General features: G+C 59.4%; 25 protein-coding genes and 1 riboswitch. Of the genes, 22 read left to right on the top strand and 3 right to left on the bottom strand.

Annotated features, from left to right (window positions below; genetic code table 11):
• Window positions 1-228 precede the first annotated feature (228 nt).
• The 6 genes from ACJ8QF_RS01255 (at window position 229) to ACJ8QF_RS01230 (ending at window position 5,368) form a co-directional block, all read left to right on the top strand.
• Window positions 229-1,125, top strand: a complete 897-nt coding sequence (locus ACJ8QF_RS01255; protein ID WP_004939976.1) for an amino acid ABC transporter substrate-binding protein — start codon at window positions 229-231, stop codon at window positions 1,123-1,125.
• Window positions 1,126-1,338: 213 nt separating this feature from the next.
• Window positions 1,339-2,079 (top strand): amino acid ABC transporter permease, encoded by a 741-nt coding sequence (locus ACJ8QF_RS01250; protein ID WP_004939979.1) that lies wholly within the window; start codon window positions 1,339-1,341, stop codon window positions 2,077-2,079.
• Window positions 2,079-2,753: a glutamate/aspartate ABC transporter permease GltK gene (gene gltK / locus ACJ8QF_RS01245; protein WP_442537208.1), complete on the top strand. Its 675-nt coding sequence runs from the start codon at window positions 2,079-2,081 to the stop codon at window positions 2,751-2,753. Before ACJ8QF_RS01250 ends, gltK begins: the two co-directional genes overlap by 1 nt.
• Entirely contained in the window at window positions 2,753-3,478 is a 726-nt protein-coding gene (locus ACJ8QF_RS01240; protein WP_004939983.1) for an amino acid ABC transporter ATP-binding protein, read from the top strand. Before gltK ends, ACJ8QF_RS01240 begins: the two co-directional genes overlap by 1 nt.
• Before the next feature lie 113 nt (window positions 3,479-3,591).
• Complete coding sequence (gene rihA / locus ACJ8QF_RS01235) at window positions 3,592-4,515, top strand: pyrimidine-specific ribonucleoside hydrolase RihA (RefSeq protein ID WP_442537207.1); 924 nt, start codon at window positions 3,592-3,594, stop codon at window positions 4,513-4,515.
• Window positions 4,516-4,663: 148 nt separating this feature from the next.
• Entirely contained in the window at window positions 4,664-5,368 is a 705-nt protein-coding gene (locus ACJ8QF_RS01230; protein WP_442537206.1) for an FMN-dependent NADH-azoreductase, read from the top strand.
• A gap of 40 nt (window positions 5,369-5,408) precedes the next feature.
• Here the strand turns inward: ACJ8QF_RS01230 and ACJ8QF_RS01225 are convergent, their stop codons facing one another.
• Entirely contained in the window at window positions 5,409-5,891 is a 483-nt protein-coding gene (locus tag ACJ8QF_RS01225; RefSeq protein WP_004939988.1) for a zinc ribbon-containing protein, read from the bottom strand.
• Between the two features lie 286 nt (window positions 5,892-6,177).
• Here ACJ8QF_RS01225 and leuS point away from each other — a divergent pair, with 286 nt between their 5' ends.
• From leuS to lipA, 13 genes are all read left to right on the top strand, one after another.
• A complete protein-coding gene (gene leuS, locus ACJ8QF_RS01220) occupies window positions 6,178-8,760 on the top strand; it encodes a leucine--tRNA ligase (RefSeq protein ID WP_049188480.1) in 2,583 nt (860 codons plus the stop codon).
• Window positions 8,761-8,774: 14 nt separating this feature from the next.
• The gene (lptE, locus tag ACJ8QF_RS01215) at window positions 8,775-9,335 is read left to right on the top strand and encodes an LPS assembly lipoprotein LptE (protein WP_049188482.1); all 561 of its coding nucleotides are present in this window, start codon (window positions 8,775-8,777) and stop codon (window positions 9,333-9,335) included.
• Window positions 9,332-10,366, top strand: coding sequence for a DNA polymerase III subunit delta (gene holA / locus ACJ8QF_RS01210; RefSeq protein ID WP_033633934.1), 1,035 nt, complete (start codon window positions 9,332-9,334; stop codon window positions 10,364-10,366). Before lptE ends, holA begins: the two co-directional genes overlap by 4 nt.
• Complete coding sequence (gene nadD / locus ACJ8QF_RS01205; protein ID WP_015376938.1) at window positions 10,356-11,018, top strand: nicotinate-nucleotide adenylyltransferase; 663 nt, start codon at window positions 10,356-10,358, stop codon at window positions 11,016-11,018. Before holA ends, nadD begins: the two co-directional genes overlap by 11 nt.
• Before the next feature lie 194 nt (window positions 11,019-11,212).
• The gene (gene rsfS / locus ACJ8QF_RS01200; protein WP_015376937.1) at window positions 11,213-11,530 is read left to right on the top strand and encodes a ribosome silencing factor; all 318 of its coding nucleotides are present in this window, start codon (window positions 11,213-11,215) and stop codon (window positions 11,528-11,530) included.
• A gap of 3 nt (window positions 11,531-11,533) precedes the next feature.
• The gene (rlmH, locus tag ACJ8QF_RS01195) at window positions 11,534-12,004 is read left to right on the top strand and encodes a 23S rRNA (pseudouridine(1915)-N(3))-methyltransferase RlmH (RefSeq protein WP_004940002.1); all 471 of its coding nucleotides are present in this window, start codon (window positions 11,534-11,536) and stop codon (window positions 12,002-12,004) included.
• Between the two features lie 38 nt (window positions 12,005-12,042).
• Window positions 12,043-13,938, top strand: coding sequence for a peptidoglycan DD-transpeptidase MrdA (gene mrdA / locus ACJ8QF_RS01190; RefSeq protein WP_004940004.1), 1,896 nt, complete (start codon window positions 12,043-12,045; stop codon window positions 13,936-13,938).
• Window positions 13,939-13,946: 8 nt separating this feature from the next.
• A complete protein-coding gene (mrdB, locus tag ACJ8QF_RS01185) occupies window positions 13,947-15,059 on the top strand; it encodes a peptidoglycan glycosyltransferase MrdB (RefSeq protein WP_004940006.1) in 1,113 nt (370 codons plus the stop codon).
• 10 nt (window positions 15,060-15,069) lie between these two features.
• The gene (gene rlpA, locus ACJ8QF_RS01180; RefSeq protein WP_154871341.1) at window positions 15,070-16,152 is read left to right on the top strand and encodes an endolytic peptidoglycan transglycosylase RlpA; all 1,083 of its coding nucleotides are present in this window, start codon (window positions 15,070-15,072) and stop codon (window positions 16,150-16,152) included.
• A 180-nt stretch (window positions 16,153-16,332) separates the two neighbouring features.
• A complete protein-coding gene (dacA, locus tag ACJ8QF_RS01175) occupies window positions 16,333-17,544 on the top strand; it encodes a D-alanyl-D-alanine carboxypeptidase DacA (protein ID WP_004940010.1) in 1,212 nt (403 codons plus the stop codon).
• Window positions 17,545-17,648: 104 nt separating this feature from the next.
• Window positions 17,649-17,915 carry a DUF493 family protein YbeD gene (gene ybeD, locus ACJ8QF_RS01170; protein ID WP_004940012.1) on the top strand — a complete coding sequence of 89 codons (267 nt, stop codon included), beginning with the start codon at window positions 17,649-17,651 and terminating at the stop codon, window positions 17,913-17,915.
• Between the two features lie 134 nt (window positions 17,916-18,049).
• Window positions 18,050-18,718 carry a lipoyl(octanoyl) transferase LipB gene (gene lipB, locus ACJ8QF_RS01165; RefSeq protein WP_015376934.1) on the top strand — a complete coding sequence of 223 codons (669 nt, stop codon included), beginning with the start codon at window positions 18,050-18,052 and terminating at the stop codon, window positions 18,716-18,718.
• Window positions 18,711-19,676 carry a lipoyl synthase gene (gene lipA / locus ACJ8QF_RS01160; protein ID WP_004940018.1) on the top strand — a complete coding sequence of 322 codons (966 nt, stop codon included), beginning with the start codon at window positions 18,711-18,713 and terminating at the stop codon, window positions 19,674-19,676. The genes lipB and lipA overlap by 8 nt, the downstream gene beginning before the upstream one ends.
• 93 nt (window positions 19,677-19,769) lie before the next feature.
• Here the strand turns inward: lipA and tatA are convergent, their stop codons facing one another.
• On the bottom strand, window positions 19,770-19,985 hold the full coding sequence (gene tatA / locus ACJ8QF_RS01155) for a Sec-independent protein translocase subunit TatA (protein ID WP_004940019.1): 216 nt from the start codon (window positions 19,983-19,985) through the stop codon (window positions 19,770-19,772).
• Window positions 19,986-20,203: 218 nt separating this feature from the next.
• On the opposite strand from tatA, the gene ACJ8QF_RS01150 reads away from it, so the two are divergent.
• Entirely contained in the window at window positions 20,204-21,271 is a 1,068-nt protein-coding gene (locus tag ACJ8QF_RS01150; RefSeq protein ID WP_166444934.1) for a diguanylate cyclase, read from the top strand.
• Window position 21,272: 1 nt separating this feature from the next.
• Here the strand turns inward: ACJ8QF_RS01150 and ACJ8QF_RS01145 are convergent, their stop codons facing one another.
• Entirely contained in the window at window positions 21,273-21,701 is a 429-nt protein-coding gene (locus ACJ8QF_RS01145; protein ID WP_265260899.1) for a GNAT family N-acetyltransferase, read from the bottom strand.
• A gap of 83 nt (window positions 21,702-21,784) precedes the next feature.
• Window positions 21,785-21,847, top strand: a riboswitch (Fluoride riboswitch).
• Between the two features lie 79 nt (window positions 21,848-21,926).
• Here ACJ8QF_RS01145 and crcB point away from each other — a divergent pair.
• Window positions 21,927-22,310 carry a fluoride efflux transporter CrcB gene (gene crcB, locus ACJ8QF_RS01140; RefSeq protein ID WP_004940022.1) on the top strand — a complete coding sequence of 128 codons (384 nt, stop codon included), beginning with the start codon at window positions 21,927-21,929 and terminating at the stop codon, window positions 22,308-22,310.
• A 288-nt stretch (window positions 22,311-22,598) separates the two neighbouring features.
• Entirely contained in the window at window positions 22,599-23,195 is a 597-nt protein-coding gene (locus ACJ8QF_RS01135; RefSeq protein WP_265260900.1) for a TetR/AcrR family transcriptional regulator, read from the top strand.
• The last annotated feature ends 1 nt before the right edge of the window (window position 23,196 follow it).

Raw genomic sequence — 23,196 nt, 5'->3', positions numbered from 1 at the left:
TTTTGGGTGCATTAAGCGCACCACGCGGGTGCGCCGACGTTTTGTTGCATTGATTTGGTGCGCGCGGCGTCTCAAAAAATGAAACATTTTAGTTTCAAGGTGTTCACAATCGGTTATTTTTTAACAGCGTTCAGTTCATAAGACTATCTTTATAACTTGAGCAATAAACAGTCGATTTAACCTGACGCTCTTTAGTCAGAGCCACAACAACAGCAAAGGAGTTGGACCATGCAAATGCGTAAATTGGCGTTATCGTTACTGCTGCTCGGTGCGGCAGGTAGCGTGGCGCATGCGGAAGACCTGACCGGTACGCTGAAGAAAATCAAAGACAATGGCGTGATCGTTGTCGGCCACCGCGAATCGTCAGTGCCGTTCTCCTACTACGACAACCAACAAAAAGTTGTGGGCTACTCTCAGGACTACTCCAACCAAATCGTTGAAGCCGTTAAGAAAAAGCTGAATGCGCCGAATCTGCAGGTGAAAATGCTGCCGATTACCTCGCAGAACCGCATCCCGCTGCTGCAAAACGGCACCTATGATTTCGAGTGCGGATCCACCACCAATAACCTCGAGCGCCAGAAACAGGCCGCCTTCTCCGACACCATTTTCGTGGTCGGCACCCGCTTGCTGGTGAAAAAAGGCTCCGACATCAAAGACTTTAAAGACCTGGCCGGCAAACCGGTGGTGGTCACCTCCGGCACCACCTCCGAAGTGCTGCTGAACAAGCTGAACGACAGCGACAAGATGAACATGCGCATCATCAGCGCCAAAGACCACGGCGATTCCTTCCGCACGCTGGAAAGCGGCCGCGCCGTGGCCTTCATGATGGATGATGCCCTGCTGGCGGGCGAACGCGCCAAGGCCAAGAAACCGGATCAGTGGGAAATCATCGGCACGCCGCAGTCGAAAGAGGCCTACGGCTGCATGCTGCGCAAAGACGATCCTGAGTTTAAAAAGCTGGTCGATGACACCATCGCCCAGGCGCAAACCTCCGGTGAAGCGGCCAAGTGGTTTGAGAAATGGTTCAAGCAGCCTATTCCACCGAAAAACCTCAACATGAACTTCGAACTGTCAGACGACATGAAGCAACTGTTCAAAGAGCCAAACGACAAAGCGTTGAACTAAATAGAACAAAAGCCGGGGCGGCCGCCAGGCCAAACCGGCCCAGTTGATGACTGGGACAGACAGGAATGAGGGGGGCCGTTCCCCTCCCTCATTTTCCCCAAGGCGCATCACCGACACCCGTACACAACAAGCCAGCCAGACTGGCCGCGCGGCGATCGGCGCTCATCAAGTCATCACTCTTCGGCGCCCTGCGCCCGTTTATCGGAGTTTGTTATGTCAATAGATTGGAACTGGGGTATCTTCCTGCAGCAGGCCCCGTTTGGGAACACCACTTACCTCGGCTGGATCTGGTCCGGCTTTCAGGTCACGGTGGCCCTCTCCGTCTGTGCCTGGATTATCGCTTTCTTCGTCGGTTCACTGTTCGGTATCTTGCGTACCGTGCCTAACCGCTTTCTTTCCACCCTCGGCACCTGTTACGTCGAACTGTTCCGCAACGTGCCGCTGATCGTGCAATTCTTTACCTGGTATCTGGTGATCCCCGAGCTGCTGCCGGCCAATATCGGCACCTGGTTCAAAACCGAGCTGGATCCCAACGTGCAGTTCTTCGTCTCTTCCATGCTCTGCCTGGGGCTGTTTACCGCCGCCCGCGTTTGCGAACAGGTGCGCGCCGCCATTCAGTCCCTGCCGCGCGGCCAGAAAGCCGCCGGGCTGGCGATGGGCCTGACGCTGCCGCAAACCTACCGCTACGTGCTGCTGCCGAACGCCTACCGGGTGATCGTGCCGCCGATGACCTCGGAGATGCTCAACCTGGTCAAAAACTCCGCCATCGCCTCCACCATCGGCCTGGTGGACATGGCCGCACAGGCCGGCAAGCTGTTGGATTACTCCGCACACGCCTATGAATCCTTTACCGCCATCACGCTGGCTTATATCGGCATCAACGCCGTTATCATGCTGTTTATGCGTCTGGTCGAAAAGAAAGTGCAGTTGCCTGGCAACCTGGGGAGTAAATAATGTACGAATTTGACTGGGCGTCGATCGTCCCAAGCTTCCCTTATCTGCTGCAAGGCATGGTGATCACGCTGAAGATCACCGTGACCGCCATCGTGGTCGGCATCCTGTGGGGCACCGTGCTGGCGGTGATGCGTCTGTCGCCGTTCAAGCCGATAAGCTGGTTCGCCACCCTGTACGTCAACCTGTTCCGTTCGGTGCCGCTGGTGATGGTGCTGCTGTGGTTCTATCTGGTGGTTCCAAGCTTATTACAACAGGTTCTAGGGCTGTCGCCGAAAACCGATATTCGCCTGATCTCGGCTATGGTAGCCTTTTCCCTGTTTGAAGCGGCCTATTACTCGGAAATCATCCGCGCCGGTATCATCAGCATCTCACGTGGCCAATCCTCCGCCGCGCTGGCGCTGGGCATGACCCACTGGCAGTCCATGCGGCTGGTGATCCTGCCGCAGGCGTTCCGCGCTATGGTGCCACTGCTGCTGACCCAGGGCATCGTACTGTTCCAGGATACCTCGCTGGTTTACGTACTGAGCCTGGCCGACTTCTTCCGCACCGCGTCGACCATCGGCGAACGCGACGGCACCCAGGTTGAAATGATCCTGTTCGCCGGTTTTGTCTATTTTATTATCAGCCTCGCCGCCTCTGCGCTGGTAAGCTATTTGAAGAAAAGGACTGTTTGATGATATCCCTGAAAAATGTTTCCAAGTGGTACGGTCACTTCCAAGTGTTGACCGATTGCACCACCGAAGTGAAAAAAGGCGAAGTGGTCGTCGTCTGCGGTCCTTCAGGTTCCGGCAAATCCACCCTGATCAAAACCGTCAACGGCCTGGAGCCGATCCAGCAGGGAAGCATCCTGGTGAACGGCACCCCGGTCAACGACAAGAAAACCAACCTGGCGCAGCTGCGTGCCAAAGTCGGCATGGTGTTCCAACACTTTGAGCTGTTCCCGCACCTGTCGATCATCGACAACCTGACGCTGGCGCAGGTGAAAGTGCTCAAGCGCGATAAGACCGCCTCACGCGAGAAGGGCCTGAAGCTGCTGGAACGCGTCGGCCTCTCCGCCCATGCCAACAAGTTCCCCGGCCAGCTGTCCGGCGGCCAGCAGCAGCGCGTCGCCATCGCCCGCGCGCTGTGCATGGATCCTATCGCCATGCTGTTCGATGAACCGACCTCGGCGCTCGATCCGGAAATGATCAACGAAGTGCTGGACGTGATGGTCGAACTGGCGAACGAAGGCATGACCATGATGGTGGTAACCCACGAAATGGGCTTCGCCCGCAAGGTGGCGAATCGGGTAATCTTTATGGACGAAGGCAAAATCGTCGAAGACCGCAACAAAGACGATTTCTTCAACAACCCCGAGTCCGACCGCGCCAAGGACTTCCTGGCCAAGATCCTGCACTAAACGCTCTCGATGCGCCCCGCCAGGGGCGCATCTTTTCTCCCGGCACTAAAAGCGCTTGTTTCTCCCCGGTTTTGATCCGATGCTCGCTGGATAACAAACAGAGGAGAAAGAACATGCCCCGCCCTATTATCATCGATTGCGATCCCGGCCTCGACGACGCCATCGCGCTGGCCATGGCGCTGCGTTCGCCGGAGCTGGACGTCAAAGCCATTACCACCTCCGCCGGCAACCAGACGCCGGAGAAAACCCTGCATAATGCGCTGGGCCTGCTGACCCTGATGCAGCGCGAGGACATCCCGGTCGCCGGCGGCCCGCTGATGCGCGAGCTGGTGATCGCCGACTATGTCCACGGCAAAACCGGCATGGGCAACACCCACCTGCCGACGCCGACCCTCAAACCCGATCCCCGCGGCGCCGTCGAGCTGATCGCCGACCTGCTGCGCGCCAGCCCGCAGCCGATAACCCTGGTGGTGACCGGCCCGATGACCAATATCGCCCTGCTACTGGCCCAGCATGCCGAGTTGAAAAGCCGCATCGAGCGCATCGTATTCATGGGCGGCGGCATGAACGCCGGCAATACTACGCCGGTGGCGGAGTTCAACATCTTCGTCGATCCCGAAGCCGCCGAAATGGTGCTGAAATCCGGCGTGCCGCTGACCATGGCCGGGCTGAACGTCACCCATCAGGCGCTGGTGTTGCCGCAGGATATCGAGCGCATTCGTCAGATAGACAATCCGGTCGCGCAGGCGGTCGCGGAGATGCTCGATTTTTATCTGCCGCTGTACCTCAGCCATCCGCGCGGCCTGCCCGGCGCAGCGATGCACGATCCCTGCACCATCGCCTGGCTGCTGGCGCCACAGCTGTTCACCGGCGTTGAACGCTGGGTCGGCGTGGAGACCAAAGGGGAATACACCGTCGGCATGACGGTGGTGGACTATTTCCAGCAAACCGGCAACGCGGCCAACGTGGAAGTGCTGACCGGCATCAACCGCGAGGGCTTTATCGATCTGCTGGCCGAGCGCGTAGCGCGTTATTGATCCTATCGGGGCGCGCTCGCGCCCCTCATTCAACTTTTTTGATTTAACTCAGCGAATTTTTGCGCTATCACTGTTCATGGCTTGCCTCTACCATGCATTTACACCGACTGACATCGTTACCGATTAGCCTTCGCCTGGAGATAAGCCAATGAGCCGCGTACTGGTCCTGAAATCAAGCATTCTGGGTGAATATTCCCAGTCTGGAAAATTAGTCGATTTTTTTGTTGAACAATGGCGTGAAACTCACCCTGAAGACACGTTCACCGTGCGCGATTTGGCCAACCCAACGCTGCCGGAGCTGGATGGTGAAGTGATGGCCGGCTTTACCGCCGGCGACAAACCGCTGACGCCGCATCAGCAAAGCACCCTGGCGCTGTCCGATGAGCTGATTGCCGAGCTGAAATCGCACGACACGCTGATCATCAGCGCCCCGATGTACAACTTCAACATCCCGACGCAGCTGAAGATCTACTTCGATCTTATCGCCCGCGCCGGCCAGACGTTCCGCTATACCTCCGCCGGCGCCGAAGGGCTGGTGACGGGCAAGAAAGCGATCGTCATCTCCAGCCGCGGCGGTATCCACGCCGACACGCCGACGGATCTCATCACGCCGTACGTGAAGTTGTTCCTGGGCTTTATCGGCATCACCGACGTTGAATTCGTGCTGGCGGAAGGCTTCGCCTATGGCCCGGAAGCGGCGGAGAAAACCGCCCAGGACAGCCGCATCGCAGTCGTGCAGAAAATCCCGGCCGGCGTCGCCGTACCGGCCAGCGCACCGGCGCAGGCGGACGTTACCCCGGCAACCGTCAGCGGCGGTTTCCTGAGCAACCTGCTGAAGAAACTGTTCCGTTAAACGCCGGCCTTAGCGTTCCCCGCCCTGGCGGGGAACGTCATCAAGGTTCAAACGGCCGACGCTGGAACTGGTCGTGACCGCATTTCGGGCAGAGCGGCAGCACCTCCGGCGTGTAAAACGCCAAATGGTAGTGACACTGCTCGCACACCAGATTGCCCAGCCCCACCACTTCACCGCTGTGGTAAACGCCGTGGTGGCTGACATCCTTGAACACCTCGCGCCACTCCAGCTGGGTTTTGTCGGTGATATCCGCCAGTTCCTGCCACAGGCTCTCTTTGATCACGCGCATAAACACGCTGTCGGTAAACTCGTCCCGGCTCTCCTGATAGCTGCGAGCGAACTCCTCCAGATCGCGCCGCACCGCCTGCGTCACCTGCCGCACTTCGTCGCGGGTCAAATCTTCGGCCTCGTTCAAGCGCCGCTCCGCGCTGGCCACCAGTTCATCGATATCGCGTTCGCCGTTTTTCAGGCGTTCGCTCAACGATGCCACCAATTCGCGGTAATACTGAGCAACCTTGTTCATAGACTCTCCTCGATAAACGCTGCGCCGGACTTGGCTGTAGGGATCCCCCCTAAGCTACTTGTTCTTATTTTAGCCGTAAATGACTGATGTCACTTGGCAAGACGCGGGATCCGCAGGTTGTGAGCCGTGTCATGACGGCGTTTTTTTTAAATGCGCCGAGTCAGGCGCTTGGAGTTGTTGCCGGGAGGCCTTATCAGCTATGCTATGCGGATCTACGAATACTAAATGTTCATTGCGTTGCCTCTGACCGGGGCAACGGTTTACACCTACAGGACCACCGGCCGCCATGCAAGAGCAATACCGTCCAGAAGACATAGAATCGAACGTACAGCTTCACTGGCAAGAGAAGCAGACTTTCAAAGTTACCGAAGACGACAGCAAGGAAAAGTACTACTGCCTATCCATGCTGCCTTACCCGTCCGGCCGACTGCACATGGGCCACGTTCGTAACTACACTATCGGCGACGTGATCTCGCGCTATCAGCGCATGCTGGGCAAAAACGTACTGCAGCCGATCGGCTGGGATGCGTTCGGCCTGCCGGCGGAAGGCGCAGCGGTGAAAAACAACACCGCGCCGGCCCCGTGGACCTACGACAACATCGAATACATGAAGAACCAGCTGAAACTGCTGGGCTTCGGCTACGACTGGGATCGCGAAATCGCCACCTGCCAGCCGGAATACTATCGCTGGGAACAGTGGTTCTTCACCAAGCTGTATGAAAAAGGCCTGGTCTACAAGAAGACTTCGGCGGTGAACTGGTGTCCGCACGATCTGACCGTGCTGGCCAACGAACAGGTTATCGACGGCTGCTGCTGGCGCTGCGACACCAAGGTCGAGCGTAAAGAGATCCCGCAGTGGTTCATCAAAATCACCGCTTACGCCGATCAGCTGCTGAACGATCTGGACACGCTTGAAAGCTGGCCGGAGCAGGTGAAAACCATGCAGCGCAACTGGATTGGCCGCTCCGAAGGCGTGGAAATCACCTTCGACGTGGCGGACAGCGAAGAGAAGCTGACGGTTTACACCACCCGCCCGGACACCTTCATGGGCGCCACCTACGTGGCGGTCGCCGCGGGCCACCCGCTGGCGCAACAGGGCGCGCGCAACAATCCGGCGCTGACCGAGTTCATCGACGAATGCCGCAACACCAAAGTGGCCGAAGCCGAAATGGCGACGATGGAGAAGAAAGGCATGCCGACCGGCCTGTTCGTGGTCCACCCGCTGAGCGGCGAGAAGCTGCCGGTATGGGTCGCCAACTTCGTGCTGATGGAATACGGCACCGGCGCCGTGATGGCGGTACCGGCGCACGACCAGCGCGACTGGGAATTCGCCACCAAATATGATTTGCCGATCAAACCGGTGATCCTGAACCTCGACGGCAGCCAGCCTGACGTGAGCGCCGAAGCGATGACCGACAAAGGCGCGCTGTTCAACTCCGGCGAGTTCGACGGTCTGGACAATGAAGCGGGCTTCAACGCCATCGCCGACAAACTGGTCGCCAAGGGCGTAGGCCAGCGTAAGGTTAACTACCGTCTGCGCGACTGGGGTGTCTCCCGTCAGCGTTACTGGGGTGCGCCAATCCCGATGGTGACGCTGGAAGACGGCACCGTAATGCCGACGCCGGAAGACCAGCTGCCGGTGATCCTGCCGGAAGACGTGGTCATGGACGGCATCACCAGCCCGATCAAGGCCGACCCTGAGTGGGCGAAGACCACCGTCAACGGCCAGCCGGCGCTGCGCGAAACCGACACCTTCGACACCTTTATGGAGTCCTCCTGGTACTACGCGCGCTACACCTGCCCGCAGTATGACCAGGGCATGCTGGATCCGGCTGCCGCCAACTACTGGCTGCCGGTCGATCAATATATCGGCGGCATCGAGCACGCCATCATGCACCTGATGTACTTCCGCTTCTTCCACAAGCTGATGCGCGATGCGGGCCTGGTGGATTCCGATGAGCCGGCCAAGCGCCTGCTGTGTCAGGGCATGGTGCTGGCCGACGCCTTCTACTACACCGGCAACAGCGGCGAGCGCGTCTGGGTATCCCCGGTTGACGCCACCGTCGAGCGCGACGACAAGGGCCGCATCATCAAGGCTACGGATCCGCAAGGCCGTGAACTGGTCTATGCTGGCATGAGCAAAATGTCGAAGTCGAAAAACAACGGCATCGACCCGCAGGAGATGGTGGAAAAATACGGCGCGGACACCGTGCGTCTGTTCATGATGTTCGCTTCACCGGCAGAAATGACGCTGGAGTGGCAGGAATCCGGCGTGGAAGGGGCTAACCGCTTCCTGAAACGCGTGTGGAAACTGGCCTATGATCACGTGGAAAAAGGCGCGGTACAGCCGCTGAACGTGGCGTCGCTGAACGAAGATCAGAAAGCGCTGCGCCGCGATCTGCACAAAACCATCGCCAAGGTGACCGACGATATCGGCCGCCGTCAGACCTTCAACACCGCAATCGCCGCCGTGATGGAGCTGATGAACAAGCTGGCCCGCGCGCCGCAGGAGAGCGAGCAGGATCGCGCGCTGCTGCAAGAAGCGCTGCTGGCCGTGGTGCGCATGCTGTATCCGTTCACCCCTCACGTGTGCTTCACCCTGTGGCAGGCGCTGGGTGGCGAAGGCGACGTGGACACCGCGCCATGGCCGGTTGCCGACGAACAGGCGATGGTCGAGGACTCCAAGCTGGTGGTGGTGCAAGTGAACGGCAAGGTTCGCGCTAAAATCACCGTATCTGCCGATGCGACCGAAGAGCAAGTGCGCGCGCGCGCTGCCGAAGAGCATCTGGTGGCTAAATATCTGGACGGCGTCACGATTCGCAAAGTGATTTACGTTCCGGGCAAACTGCTTAACCTGGTTGTGGGTTAACACAAGGAGGAGTTGTGCGACAACGTATTCTGACGCTGTTGCTGGGGTTGGCGGTGCTGGTCACCGCCGGCTGCGGTTTTCACCTGCGTGGCACCACGCAGGTGCCTAATGAAATGAAAACGCTGATCCTGGACAGTTCGGATCCTTACGGGCCATTGACGCGCGCGGTGCGTGAGCAGCTGCGTTTGAACGCCGTGACCATCGTCAGCGATCCGAAGCGTAAAGACGTGCCTTCTCTGCGCATCCTCGGCGCGACGGAAAGCCAGGATACCGCCTCGATCTTCCAGGACGGTAAAACCGCCGAGTACCAGCTGGTGCTGACCGTGCAGGCGCAGGTGCTGCTCCCGGGCCACGACCTGTATCCGCTGTCGGTGAAAGTGTTCCGTTCGTTCTTCGACAACCCGCTGACCGCGCTGGCCAAGGACTCCGAGCAGGAGATCATTCGCCAGGAAATGCGTGAGCAGGCGGCGCAGCAACTGGTGCGTAAACTGCTGACCGTGCATGCGGCGGAAGAAGAAAACCGGCAGAAAGCCGCTGCCGCCGGCGAACGAGCGGCAAGCCAAACCGCACAATGATCCGTATTTATCCGGAACAACTTGCCGCGCAGCTCCGTGAGGGGCTGCGCGCTTGTTATTTATTGAGCGGCAATGAACCGCTGCTGCTGCAGGAGAGCCAGGATTTACTCCGGCAGGCCGCGCAACAGCAGCAGTTCAGCGAGCACTACAGCATTTCCCTCGACGCCCATACCGACTGGGACGCCATCTTCGGCATCTGCCAGGCGATGAGCCTGTTCGCCAGCCGCCAGACGCTGCTGCTGATCTTCCCGGAAAACGGCCCGACGGCGCCGATCGGCGAACAGCTGACCAAGCTTGCCACGCTGCTGCACGAGGATATTCTGCTGATCCTGCGCGGCCCGCGCCTCACCAAAGCGCAGGAAAACAGCGCCTGGTTCAAGGCGCTCAGCCCACACGGCGCTCTCGTCAGTTGCCAGACGCCTGAACAGGCGCAGCTGCCGCGCTGGGTCGCGGCGCGCGCCAAGTCGATGAAACTGGAGTTGGACGACGCGGCCAATCAGCTGCTGTGCTACTGCTACGAAGGCAACCTGCTGGCGCTGTCGCAGGCGCTGGAGCGGCTGTCGCTGCTGCACCCGGACGGCAAGCTCACCCTGCCGCGCGTCGAGCAGGCGGTGAACGACGCCGCTCACTTCACGCCGTTCCACTGGCTGGATGCCCTGCTGGCCGGTAAGAGCAAGCGCGCCTGGCATATTTTGCAGCAGTTGCAGCAAGAGGACGTGGAGCCGGTGATCCTGCTGCGCACCCTGCAGCGCGAACTGCTGCTGTTGCTGACGCTGCAGCGCCGCATGGCTTCCGCGCCGCTGCGCTCGCTGTTCGATCAGCACAAGGTCTGGCAGAACCGCCGCCCGTTGGTGACCCAGGCGTTGCAACGCCTGTCCGGCCCCCAGCTGCAGCAGGCGGTACAGCTGCTGACGCAAATCGAGCTGACCCTCAAGCAGGACTATGGCCAGTCGGTCTGGCCGGAACTGGAAACCCTGTCGATGCTGCTGTGCGGCAAACCCCTGGCCACGAGTTTTAGCGATGCCCACTAACCCGGAACACCCCACCGTTTTGCACGCGCTGTTCGGCGGCACCTTTGATCCGATCCACTATGGCCACCTGCGGCCGGTGGAGGCGCTGGCCGCCGAAGTGGGCCTGAATCGCGTCACGCTGCTGCCTAACCATGTGCCGCCGCACCGCCCGCAGCCGGAGGCCAATGCGCAACAGCGCCTGAAGATGGTCGAGCTGGCGATCGCCGGCAACCCGCTGTTTGCGGTCGACGATCGCGAACTGCACCGCACCACGCCCTCCTACACCATCGAGACGTTGGAAACGATTCGTAAAGAGCGTGGCGCCGCCCAACCGCTGGCGTTTATTATTGGCCAGGACTCGCTGCTGACGCTGCATAAGTGGCACCGCTGGCAGGCGCTGTTGGACGTCTGCCACCTGCTGGTGCTGGCGCGCCCGGGCTATAACGATCGCATGGACACGCCGGAACTGCAGCAGTGGCTGGAACGCCATCGCACCGCCGACCCGGCGCTGCTCAGCCGTCGCCCGCACGGCCATATCTATTTGGCCGATACGCCGGAGCTGGAAATTTCCGCCACCGAGATCCGCCAGCGCCGCCATCAGGGCCTCAACTGCGACGACCTGCTGCCGCGCCCGGTGCAGCGCTATATCGAGTTGCAGGGTTTATATCGCTAGTGAAAGGTGCGTGATATACTGCGCCGCTATTTTTCAGGTATCCGCTGAAAACCCCGGAAACCTTAGCTGGCCGGGCAGTCACCAGTTAGCTGGCTTTCAGCGGCAGCCTGCCGAAACCATTATTCGGTTACGCCGCGGCGCGCGCATTTTGCCCGCCGCAGCCGACTGAACAGAACACACCCGAGGGGGAACCTTTGCAAGGTAAAGCGCTCCAAGATTTCGTCATCGATAAAATCGATGATCTGAAAGGCCAAGACATTGTCGCTCTGGACGTCCAGGGCAAATCCAGCATCACCGATTGCATGATCATCTGCACCGGCACCTCAACGCGCCACGTGATGTCGATCGCCAGCCACGTGGTGCAGGAATCCCGCGCCGCGGGCATGGAGCTGTACGGCATGAAAGGCCAGGAAGCCTCCGACTGGATCGTGGTCGATCTGGGCGAAGTGATCGTACACGTGATGCAGGAAGAAAGCCGTCGCCTGTACGAGCTGGAAAAACTCTGGAGCTAAGCGGTGAAACTGCAATTGGTGGCGGTCGGCACCAAAATGCCAGACTGGGTGCAAACCGGCTTTATGGATTACCTGCACCGCTTTCCCAAAGATATGCCGTTTGAGCTGACCGAGATCCCGGCCGGCAAACGCGGCAAAAACGCCGACATCAAACGCATTCTGGACAAGGAAGGCGAACAAATGCTGGCGGCGGTGGGCAAAGGCAACCGCATCGTTACGCTGGATATCCCAGGCACGCCGTGGGAAACGCCGCAGCTGGCGCAGCAGCTTGAGCGCTGGAAGCAGGATGGCCGCAACGTCAGCTTGCTGATCGGCGGCCCGGAAGGGCTGGCGCCCGCCTGCAAAGCCGCTGCCGAGCAGAGCTGGTCACTTTCTCCGTTGACGCTGCCGCATCCTTTGGTGCGCGTCCTGGTGGCCGAAAGCCTCTACCGCGCCTGGAGTATTACAACAAATCATCCTTACCACCGGGAATAGCCGGTGGTGACCGTGACAGAGTGAAATAAAGCAGCGGGATGAAAATAGAACGTAACCCTTTTCGCGACTATACGGCTGAATCCGCCCTGTTTGTACGCCGCGCCCTGGTGGCGTTCCTGGTCATCCTGGTGCTGTCCGGCATCCTGATCGCCAACCTGTATAATCTGCAAGTGGTCCGCGTCGAGGATTACCGCACCCGCTCCAACGAAAACCGCATCAAACTGGTGCCCATCGCGCCCAGCCGCGGCATTATCTACGATCGCAACGGCACCCCGCTGGCGCTCAACCGCACCATTTATCAGCTGGAGTTGATGCCGGAGAAGGTCGACGATCTCAAGGCCACGCTGCAGGCGCTGCGCACGGTGGTCGATCTGACTGACGACGACATCGCCAATTTCGAAAAAGAGCGCAAGCGCTCGCGCCGTTTCGTCTCTATTCCGGTGAAAACCGCGCTGACCGAAGTGCAGGTCGCCCGCTTTGCGGTCAATCAGTTCCGCTTCCCCGGCGTGGAAGTGAAAGGCTACCAGCGCCGCTACTATCCTTACGGATCCGCCCTCACCCACGTCACCGGCTATGTGTCGAAGATCAACGACCGCGACGTTGAACGTCTGGATAAAGACGGCAAGCTGGCCAACTACGCCGCCACCCACGATATCGGCAAGCTGGGCATCGAACGCTATTACGAAGACACGCTGCACGGTAAAACCGGTTACGAAGAGGTTGAAGTCAACAACCGCGGCCGGGTGATCCGCCAATTGCACGAGCAGCCGCCTTCCGCCGGCCAGGACGTCTACCTGACGCTCGATCTTGATCTGCAGCGCTATATCGAGCAACTGCTGGTTGGCAGCCGCGCCGCGGTAGTGGTGAGCGATCCGCGCACCGGCGCCATCCTGGCGATGGTGTCCAATCCGAGCTACGATCCGAACCTGTTCGTGGACGGCATTTCCAGCAAGGACTATCAGGGTCTGCTGAACGATCCGAATCGCCCGCTGATCAACCGCGCCACGCAGGGGGTTTATCCGCCTGCGTCGACGGTGAAACCTTATATCGCCGTGTCGGCACTCAGCGCCGGGGTGATCACCAAGAACACCGTAGTGTTCGATCCCGGCTGGTGGCAACTGCCCGGCTCGGAAAAACGCTTTCGCGACTGGAAAAAATGGGGGCACGGCCGCCTGAACGTCACCAAAGCACTGGAAGAATCCGCGGATACCTACTTCTATCAGGTCGCCTATGATATGGGGATCGATCGGCTGTCGAGCTGGCTGACCAAATTCGGTTACGGCCAGTACACCGGCATCGATCTGGCCGAAGAGCGCTCCGGCCTGATGCCGACGCGCGAATGGAAGCTGAAACGCTATAAAAAACCGTGGTATCAGGGCGACACCATTCCAGTGGGCATCGGCCAGGGTTACTGGACCGCCACGCCGATCCAGATGGCCAAGGCGCTGAACACCCTGATCAACGACGGTACCGTCAAAACGCCGCACCTGCTGCAGAGCACCCGCGTCAACGGCGCGCTGGTGCCGTTCAAACAGGAAGAGAGCACGCAGATCGGCGATATTCACTCCGGCTTCTGGGAAATCGCCAAAGACGGCATGTACGGTGTGGCCAACCGTCCGAACGGGACGGCGCGCAAGTACTTTGCGGACGCATCTTATAAAGCCGCGGCGAAATCGGGCACCGCACAGGTCTTCGGTTACGAAACCTACAACGCCCATAAACTGGCGGAGCACCTGCGCGATCACAAGCTGATGACCGCCTTTGCGCCGTTCAACAACCCGACGGTGTCGGTCGCCATCATTCTGGAAAACGGCGGCTCCGGTCCGGCGGTGGGCACCATCACCCGCCAGATCCTCGACCATATTCTGCTGGGCGACAACAATACGCAATTGCCAAGCGAGGCCCCGCTGCCGCCTGGCGTAGAAGGTGACTAAGGTAGAACATGACTGAAAGCCAACAAAAAGGCTCGATCTGGACCAAAATCCACATCGATCCGACGTTCCTGCTGCTGATCCTGGCTCTGCTGGTCTACAGCGCCTTCGTGATGTGGAGCGCCAGCGGCCAGGACATCGGCATGATGGAGCGCAAGATCGGGCAGATCGTCATGGGGCTGATCGTGATGGCCGTCATGGCGCAGATCCCGCCGCGCGTATACGAAAGCTGGGCGCCCTATCTGTATATTTTCTGCGTGATTTTGCTGATCCTGGTGGACGCCTTTGGGCAGATCAGTAAAGGCGCGCAGCGCTGGCTGGATCTCGGCGTGGTGCGCTTCCAGCCGTCGGAAATCGCCAAGATCGCCGTGCCGCTGATGGTGGCACGCTTTATGAACCGCGATGTCTGCCCGCCTTCGCTGAAAAACACCGCCATCGCGCTGGTGCTGATCTTCCTGCCGACGCTGTTGGTGGCCGCGCAGCCGGATCTCGGCACGTCGATCCTGATCGCCGCCTCCGGCCTGTTCGTGCTGTTTCTGTCGGGCATGAGCTGGAAACTGATCGCCGTCGCCGCCGTCGCGCTGGCGGCCTTTATCCCGGTGCTGTGGTTCTTCCTGATGCACGGTTATCAACGCGACCGCGTGATGATGCTGCTCGATCCGGAAAGCGACCCGCTCGGCGCCGGTTATCACATCATTCAATCCAAGATCGCCATCGGCTCCGGCGGCCTGTCCGGCAAGGGCTGGCTGCACGGCACCCAGTCGCAGCTGGAGTTCCTGCCGGAGCGCCATACCGACTTTATCTTCGCCGTGTTGGCCGAAGAGCTGGGGCTGATCGGGGTGTTGGTGCTGCTGGCGCTCTACCTGCTGGTGATCATTCGCGGGCTGATGATCGCCGCCAAGGCGCAAACCACCTTCGGCCGCGTGATGGTCGGCGGCTTGATGCTGATTTTGTTCGTTTATGTCTTTGTTAACATCGGTATGGTCAGTGGCATTTTGCCGGTAGTTGGCGTACCTTTGCCTCTGGTCAGTTACGGGGGTTCGGCGCTGATAGTGTTGATGGCCGGTTTCGGCATCATCATGTCGATCCACACGCATCGGAAAATGCTGTCTAAAAGTTTATAAGAGGTGAGTAATGCGTAAGGAATGGCTTTGGATCGGCGTCGCGGCGGTGTTGCTCTCCGCCTGTACCGCCCCGACCACGGAACAGCAGGCGCCACAGCAGCCGTACAACGGCCCGGTGGTGGAAATCGGTGGCGTCGAGCCTCAATATGAACCCTATAACCCTAATAACATGCAGGATTATAAGGTTAATGGCGATACTTACCGCATCGTAAAAGATCCGCAGAACTTCTCGCAGACCGGCCTGGCGGCCTGGTATGGCGAAGAGGCCAACGGCAACACCACCGCGCTGGGCGAGCAGTTCGATCCTAATGGCCTGACTGCGGCCCACCCAACGCTGCCGATCCCAAGCTACGTGCGCGTCACCAACCTGGCCAACGGCCGTCAGTTGGTGGTGCGCGTCAACGATCGCGGGCCTTACACCAAGGGCCGTATCATCGATCTGTCGAAAGCCGCCGCCGATCGCCTCAACCTGTCCAACAACACCAAGGTCAAAGTCGATTTCATCAACGTGGCGCCGGACGGCACGCTGAGCGGCCCTGGCACCATCGGCACCATCGTGGCGAAACAGAGCTACGCATTGCCGGCGCGCCCGGATCTTGGCTCCAGCAGCATGGGCACCCCGATCCAACAGGACGTGCCGGTCGCCAGCGGCGCGGCGGTGCGCCCTATTGATAACAGCACCCTGCGCACCGATGACGACGCGCCTGCGAATGCCGGCAACGCCGCCAACGGCCGCAGTGGTTTCCTCGGCGCGCCAAGCGCATTACCGGCCGGCGTGCTGGAAAGTGCCGAGCCTGAAGCCGCCGCAGTAGCCGCACCGGTCGCGGCCGGCGCTGCCGCTGCCGGCATGGCTGCCGCTTCCTCCTCCGGCGGCTACGTGGTGCAGGTCGGTGCGTTGAGCAGCGCCGAGCGCGCCCAGAGCTGGCAGCAAAGCCTGAGCCAACAGTTTGGCGTACCGGGCAAAGTAGCGGCCAACGGCAATGTTTACCGCGTCCAGCTCGGCCCGTTCAGCAGCCGTCAGCAGGCGGCCCAACTGCAACAACGCCTGGCCAGCGAAGCGCAACAACAGTCTTTCGTTACTGCTGCACCCTGAGCGTTAAACCCGGCGGGCATTCACGGCTGTTAAGCGGTTATTTAGCTGAAACATTTTCTTGCAGCTAAAAGGGCACTAACCGCAATTAGTCAGATGAATGGATAATGCCTGCCGGGATCGCATCTGCTATAGTGTGGCTCGTTTTTTAACTTTACTTTCACGGATGTTGTAGTCCCGATCATGAAACAAGTAACTTCTTTTCGCTTAATCAAAAGCATCGCACTCGGCACCGTTATCGCAATGAGCGCAGCCTCCGTTGCACATGCCGATGACGTTAACATCAAAACCATGATCCCAGGTGTCCCGCAGATCGATGCGGAAGCGTACATCCTGATTGATTACAACTCCGGCAAGGTGCTGGCCGAGATGAACGCCGATGCGCGTCGCGATCCGGCCAGCCTGACCAAAATGATGACCAGCTACGTCATCGGCCAGGCGCTGAAAGCGGGCAAAATCGGCCAGGACGATCTGGTGACCGTCGGCCAGGACGCCTGGGCGACCGGCAACCCGGTGTTCAAAGGTTCCTCGCTGATGTTCCTGAAGCCGGGCGATCGCGTGCCGGTCTCCAAACTGACCCGCGGCATCAACCTGCAGTCCGGTAACGACGCCTGCGTGGCGATGGCCGACTACGTCGCCGGCAGCCAGGACGCGTTCGTCAACCTGATGAACACCTACGTCAGCAAGCTGGGCCTGCAGAACACTCACTTCCAGACGGTACACGGCCTGGATGCCCAGGGCCAGTACAGCTCGGCGCGCGACATGGCGCTGATCGGCCAGGCGCTGATCCGCGACGTGCCGGAAGAGTACGCGATTTACAAAGAAAAAGAGTTCACTTTCAACAATATCCGCCAGATGAACCGCAACGGTCTGCTGTGGGATAACAGCCTGAACGTCGACGGCATCAAAACCGGCCACACCGACGCGGCGGGCTACAACCTGGTGGCTTCGGCGACCGAAGGCCAGATGCGTCTGATCTCTGCCGTGATGGGCGGCCGCACCTACAAAGGCCGCGAAGCCGAGAGCAAGAAACTGCTGACCTGGGGCTTCCGCTTCTTCGAAACCGTGGCGCCGCTGAAAGTCGGTAAAGAGTTCGCCTCCGAGCCGGTCTGGTTCGGGGATGCCGACCGCGTTGAGCTGGGCGTGGATAAAGACGTTTACCTGACCATCCCGCGCGGCCGCATGAAAGATCTGAAGGCCAGTTATGTGCTGAACACGCCGGAAATTCACGCGCCGCTGGCGAAAAATCAGGTGGTGGGCAGCATCAACTTCCAGCTGGACGGCAAAACCATCGACCAGCGTCCGCTGGTGGTGATGAACGAAGTGAAAGAAGGTGGTTTCTTCAGCCGCATCGTGGACTACATCAAACTGATGTTCCACCACTGGTTCGGTTAACGGTTGAAACGGGCGAAATTGCCCCCATATACTGAATAACATTAACTCCCGCCCCGGCGGGAGTTATAATTTATAGATTAGCTAGCACTCTGGAGCGCACGCACATGCAAAAAACTAAACTGAACGAACTGCTCGAATTCCCTTGCTCGTTTACCTACAAGGTGATGGGCCTGGCGCAGCCTGAGCTGGTTGACCAGGTAGTTGAAGTGGTGCAGCGCCATGCGCCGGGCGATTACAACCCGCAGGTTAAGCCAAGCAGCAAAGGCAACTACCACTCGGTCTCCATCACCATCAACGCCACTCACATCGAGCAGGTCGAAACCCTGTACGAAGAGTTGGGCAACATTGAAATTGTTCGCATGGTGCTGTAATTCCAGCATAAAACCCTGCTTATCAACCCGGGATGGCGCAGCGTCTTCCCGGGTTGCGCATTTTTGGTCAGCGAAAGGCTGGCCGCCAGCCGGAGCGCCCGGTATAATGGCTTTACCACTTCTGTAACCTGACGATGACTCTTTTGCAACCAGACAAGATCATTTTGCGTCAGCTGGGGTTGCAGCCCTACGCGCCTGTATCCCAAGCCATGCATAACTTCACCGACAGTCGTACCGAGACTACGCCGGACGAGCTGTGGCTGGTGCAGCATCACCCGGTATTCACCCAGGGCCAGGCCGGCAAAGCCGAACACGTGCTGATGCCCGGCGATATCCCGGTTGTCCAGAGCGATCGCGGCGGCCAGGTGACCTACCACGGGCCGGGCCAGCAGGTGATGTACGTGATGGTCGATCTGAAGCGCAATAAGGTCGGCGTACGCCAATTGGTCACGGCGATAGAAGATACGGTTATCAACACCCTCGCCCACTTCCGCCTCGCATCGCGCGCCCGTCCGGATGCGCCCGGCGTGTACGTGGGGGAGCAGAAAATCTGTTCGTTGGGTTTGCGGATCCGCAAAGGCAGCTCATTCCACGGCCTGGCCCTGAATGTGGCGATGGATCTCAGCCCCTTCCAACGCATCAACCCTTGCGGTTACGCCGGCATGCAGATGACGCAGGTCAGCGCGCTGGCGCCCGGCGTTGGCATTGAAGACATACACCCAATCCTGGTACAGGAATTTGTTCATTTACTCGGCTACCAGACGGTCGAGCTTCGTAACTGGAACCTGCACGATTATGAGTAAACCAATTCAGATGGAACGCGGCGTAAAATACCGCGATGCTGACAAAATGGCGCTGATCCCGGTCAAAACGGTGGTCACCGAACGGCAGGAGCTGTTGCGTAAACCCGAGTGGATGAAGATCAAACTGCCTGCCGACTCTACGCGCATTCAGGGCATCAAAGCCGCGATGCGTAAAAACGGCCTGCACTCCGTCTGTGAGGAAGCCTCGTGCCCTAACCTGTCCGAGTGTTTCAACCACGGTACCGCCACCTTTATGATCCTCGGCGCCATCTGCACCCGTCGCTGCCCGTTCTGCGACGTGGCTCACGGCCGCCCGATCGCGCCGGACGCCAACGAGCCGGAAAAGCTGGCGCAAACCATCGCCGACATGGCGCTGCGTTATGTGGTGATCACCTCGGTTGACCGCGACGATCTGCGCGACGGCGGCGCTCAGCACTTTGCCGACTGCATCTCAGCCATCCGCGCCAAGAGCCCGAACATCAAAATTGAAACGCTGGTGCCGGACTTCCGCGGCCGTATGGATCGCGCGCTGGAGATCCTCACCGCCACGCCGCCGGACGTGTTCAACCACAACCTGGAAAACGTGCCGCGCGTCTACCGCCAGGTACGCCCGGGCGCCAACTACGAGTGGTCGTTGAAGCTGCTGGAGCGCTTTAAAGAAGCGCACCCGGATATCCCGACCAAATCCGGCCTGATGGTCGGCCTGGGTGAAACCAACGCGGAAATCATTGAAGTGATGCGCGATCTGCGTCGCCACGGCGTGACTATGCTGACGCTGGGCCAGTACCTACAGCCAAGCCGCCACCACCTGCCGGTGCAACGCTACGTCAGCCCTGCCGAGTTTGACGAGATGAAAGAAGAAGCGATGGCGATGGGCTTCACCCACGCTGCTTGCGGCCCGTTCGTGCGTTCATCTTACCACGCCGATCTGCAGGCCAAAGGGATGGAAGTGAAATAACGCGTAATAGTTTGTTACGCTAAAGACGGCGAAAACGCCAAAAAACGGATGTCCGCAAGGCATCCGTTTTTTATTGTGCGCCATCAGACGGGATTAAACGTCTTTCTTCTCGACGCTCTGCTGCGCGGACTGGCTTTCGGCGGCATTGTTGCCGGCGGCCGGCGGCGTACTGTCGTCGCCTACGGCTTTTTTAAAGCCTTTCAGCGCCGCGCCAAGATCGGCGCCGAGCGTGCGCAGTTTGCTGGTGCCGAACAGTAAAATCACCAACACCGCAATCACCAGAAGTTTGGTAATGCTGATACCTTCCATACTCACCTTCTTATCATAGAGCGCTGCGTGAACAGCGAGAAAAACTGACCTTGCCTGCGAATATTTAGCGACTTTCCTTCAGCTCGCACAACCGCAACATGTAACAGAGTGAGATCCGTCGCAGGAATGCCACACGGCTTCACGGCGTGAATCCCAGACTATTCTTAGTTTATCACCCGCATGCTACTCTGCCGTGATGCTTATCAGGGAGATGCCGGATGTATATTGCTCCACCCATTTTCGATGCCCGAAAATCCGGCCTCAGCTTCGCCAAACGCACCTATCTGCCCCGCGTCGCCGGTCTGGGGCTCGGCTTTATCTGCGTTTGCGCCGCGCTCTACCCCTTGGCTCCGCCCACGGCGGTCTGGCTATTGCTGGCCTTTCACGGCTTTCTCTGGCCGCATCTCGCCTATCGCCTGGCCTGCCGCGCCAAAGATCCGTTCAAAGCCGAGATCCGCAACCTCTTGATCGACTCCGCCTTCGGCGGCTTCTGGGCGGCGATGATGGCGTTCAACGCGCTGCCCGCCATCGTCATCCTGTCGATGATGAGCATGAATAACATCGCTTCAGCCGGCAAAACGCTGTTTGTGAAAGGATTGGCCATTCAACTGGCTACGGCGATGCTCACCGCCGCGCTGCTCGGCTTCCCGTTTCACCCGCACAGCACGGCGCTGCAAATCTATCTGTGCCTGCCGATGATCTACCTTTATCCGACGCTGCTCGGGCTGGTGACCTACCGCACCGCCAAACGGTTGGCGGAAAAGAAACAGGAGCTGCAGCGCATCAGCACCCGCGATGGGCTGACCGGCCTGTATAACCGCCGCCACTGGGAGCACCTGCTGCATCGCCAGTTCGACAGCTGCCGCCGCTACCAGGATAACGCCACGCTGATCCTGATGGATATCGATCGCTTCAAAACCATCAACGACACCTTCGGCCATCCGCTGGGAGATGAAGCCCTGGCGGCGTTGGCGGAAGAGCTGCTGATCGGCATGCGCAACGTGGATATCGTCGGGCGCTACGGCGGCGACGAGTTTGGCGCAGTGCTGCCGAACACCAGTGCTGAGCAGGCGGAAATCGTTCTGCGCCGCATCCAGCAGCGGCTGGACGCGGTCAGCTTCAAGGAGGCGCCGCAGCTGCGGCTGCAGATCAGCGCCGGCATCGCTAACTACCACCCCGCGCTGGGCGGTTATCTGGACTGGCTGAAAGCGGCCGACGGCGCGCTCTATCGGGCGAAGCAGAATGGCCGCAACCGGCTGGAAACGGCGGCGCCGCCAGGGGAGTAACTTACTGACTTAATAACTTGGCAAAATACTTCGGCGCTTCGACAAAGCCTTCACGCCGGTAAAACGCATGCGCCCGCTCGCGGCGGCTGTGGCAATGGACTTCCAGCCGATCGCAGCCGCGACGGCGCGCCAGCGCCTCACCTGCCGCCAGCAACAGCCGCCCTACGCCCGCGCCGCGCGCCCGATCGTCGACGCAAAAATAGCTGATGCGGCCAATGTCGCCGGCCAACGCCAACTGCGGCAGAAAATGCAACGACAACACGCCCAGCACTTGTTCGCCCTGCTCCGCCACCAGCAACGCCTCGTCCGGGTGCGCCAGAAGTTGGTGCATCCGCTGTGTCAGAAACGCCTCGGTGCCGGGATAATCCAGCGCCGTCATTAATTCAGCGATAGCGTGCCGGTCGCTCAGACGCGCCGTTCTGATTTCCATCCGTTTTACCTCGCAGAGTGTCGATACTACAAAATAGGCGGCATTAGGTGTAACATCCACCGGGTGCGGCGAAAAAGGCCGTGCGGCACGCTGGAGATGACATTCCTCCCTAACCGCCTTCACAGGCTGATGATGTCTACGTAACCTCTCGGAGAGAGGCGCGTAGCGTTACGCCTGTCCCTTTCCGAGCCTCGTGAATTTCTCTGATTGAAAGGTAGTTGCCCCATGTTGAGCTCTTTACTGGCCGTATTTATCGGCGGCGGCGTCGGCAGCGTTTTGCGCTGGGCGGTAAGTATGAAAATGAATCCGCTGAACGCCCACATTCCGCTCGGTACGCTGATGGTCAATCTGATCGGCGGTTTTATCATCGGCCTGGCGATGGCGATTTTCACCCGCATGACGCATCTGGATCCCACCTGGAAATTACTGATCACCACCGGATTCTGCGGCGGCCTGACCACCTTCTCCACCTTTTCGCTGGAGGTGGTATACCTGATGCAGGATGGCCGCTTCGGCTGGGCGCTGGCCAACATGCTGCTCAACCTGGCCGGCTCGCTGGCGATGACGCTGCTGGCCTTTATGCTGGTGATGTGGGTCAACGGGCGATAAGGCCTTAATGTTTCCTTAATCTTGCATGCGCATAATCTCATCCAGTACCCCTGACTGGATGAGAAATCGCTATGTTTAGCCTGCCGAAAACCGCCGCCGAAGCGATCGCCGTTGCGCTGTGCGTGCTGATCGTCGCCGCCTTTATCAAATCCTACCTGTTCGCTTAAACGCCTTTTATCGCAGCACGCGTTCATCTTGCGTCTTTCCGGTCGGTTACACTACAATTGAGAATGAACGTTCACACCCAAAAATGTGGACCCGGCTCACGCGTAGCAAAGGATCGGGCAGATGCTCTCCCCCAACGACAGTAAACAGGCCAAGGTGCAGGCTCGCCGCGATCAGATCGTCGAAGCGGCGAAAACCAGCTTTCGCCGCCACGGCTTCCACGCCGCCAGCATGGCGGAGATCGCCCAAGGCTCGCAGCTTAGCGTCGGGCAAATCTATCGCTATTTCGCCAATAAAGACGCGATCATCGAAGAGATCGTCAACCGCATCATCACCAACAAGATGCAGCGGCTGGAAAACCTTGGCGATCACATCAACCTGATCGCCGGCGTGCTGGCGGCGCGCACGCTGTTTCAGCAGCCGGGCGAGAGCGAAACCGATCACATGCTGATGCTGGAAGTGACCGCCGAGGCCACGCGCAACCCGGTGGTGGCCAAAATGCTCAGCGATGCGGAAGCGCGGCTGTTTCGCCACGTGTGCCACAATCTGCAGCGGCTGTACCCCCATTTCAGCGCGGAAGAGATCGCCGCCCGGGTGGAGTTTATCGCCGTCATGAGCGAAGGCACCGGTTACCGGATCCTTACCACGCAAAAAGCCGATGCGTCCCTGCTGCGCGATCTGTATCAGCAGGCCATTTCTCACCTGTTCAGGAAACTCTAAT

This window comes from Serratia sp. CY81684 (genome assembly GCF_052166595.1).
Classification (GTDB): domain Bacteria; phylum Pseudomonadota; class Gammaproteobacteria; order Enterobacterales; family Enterobacteriaceae; genus Serratia; species Serratia nematodiphila.
This window is presented reverse-complemented; position numbering and strand designations above follow the sequence as displayed.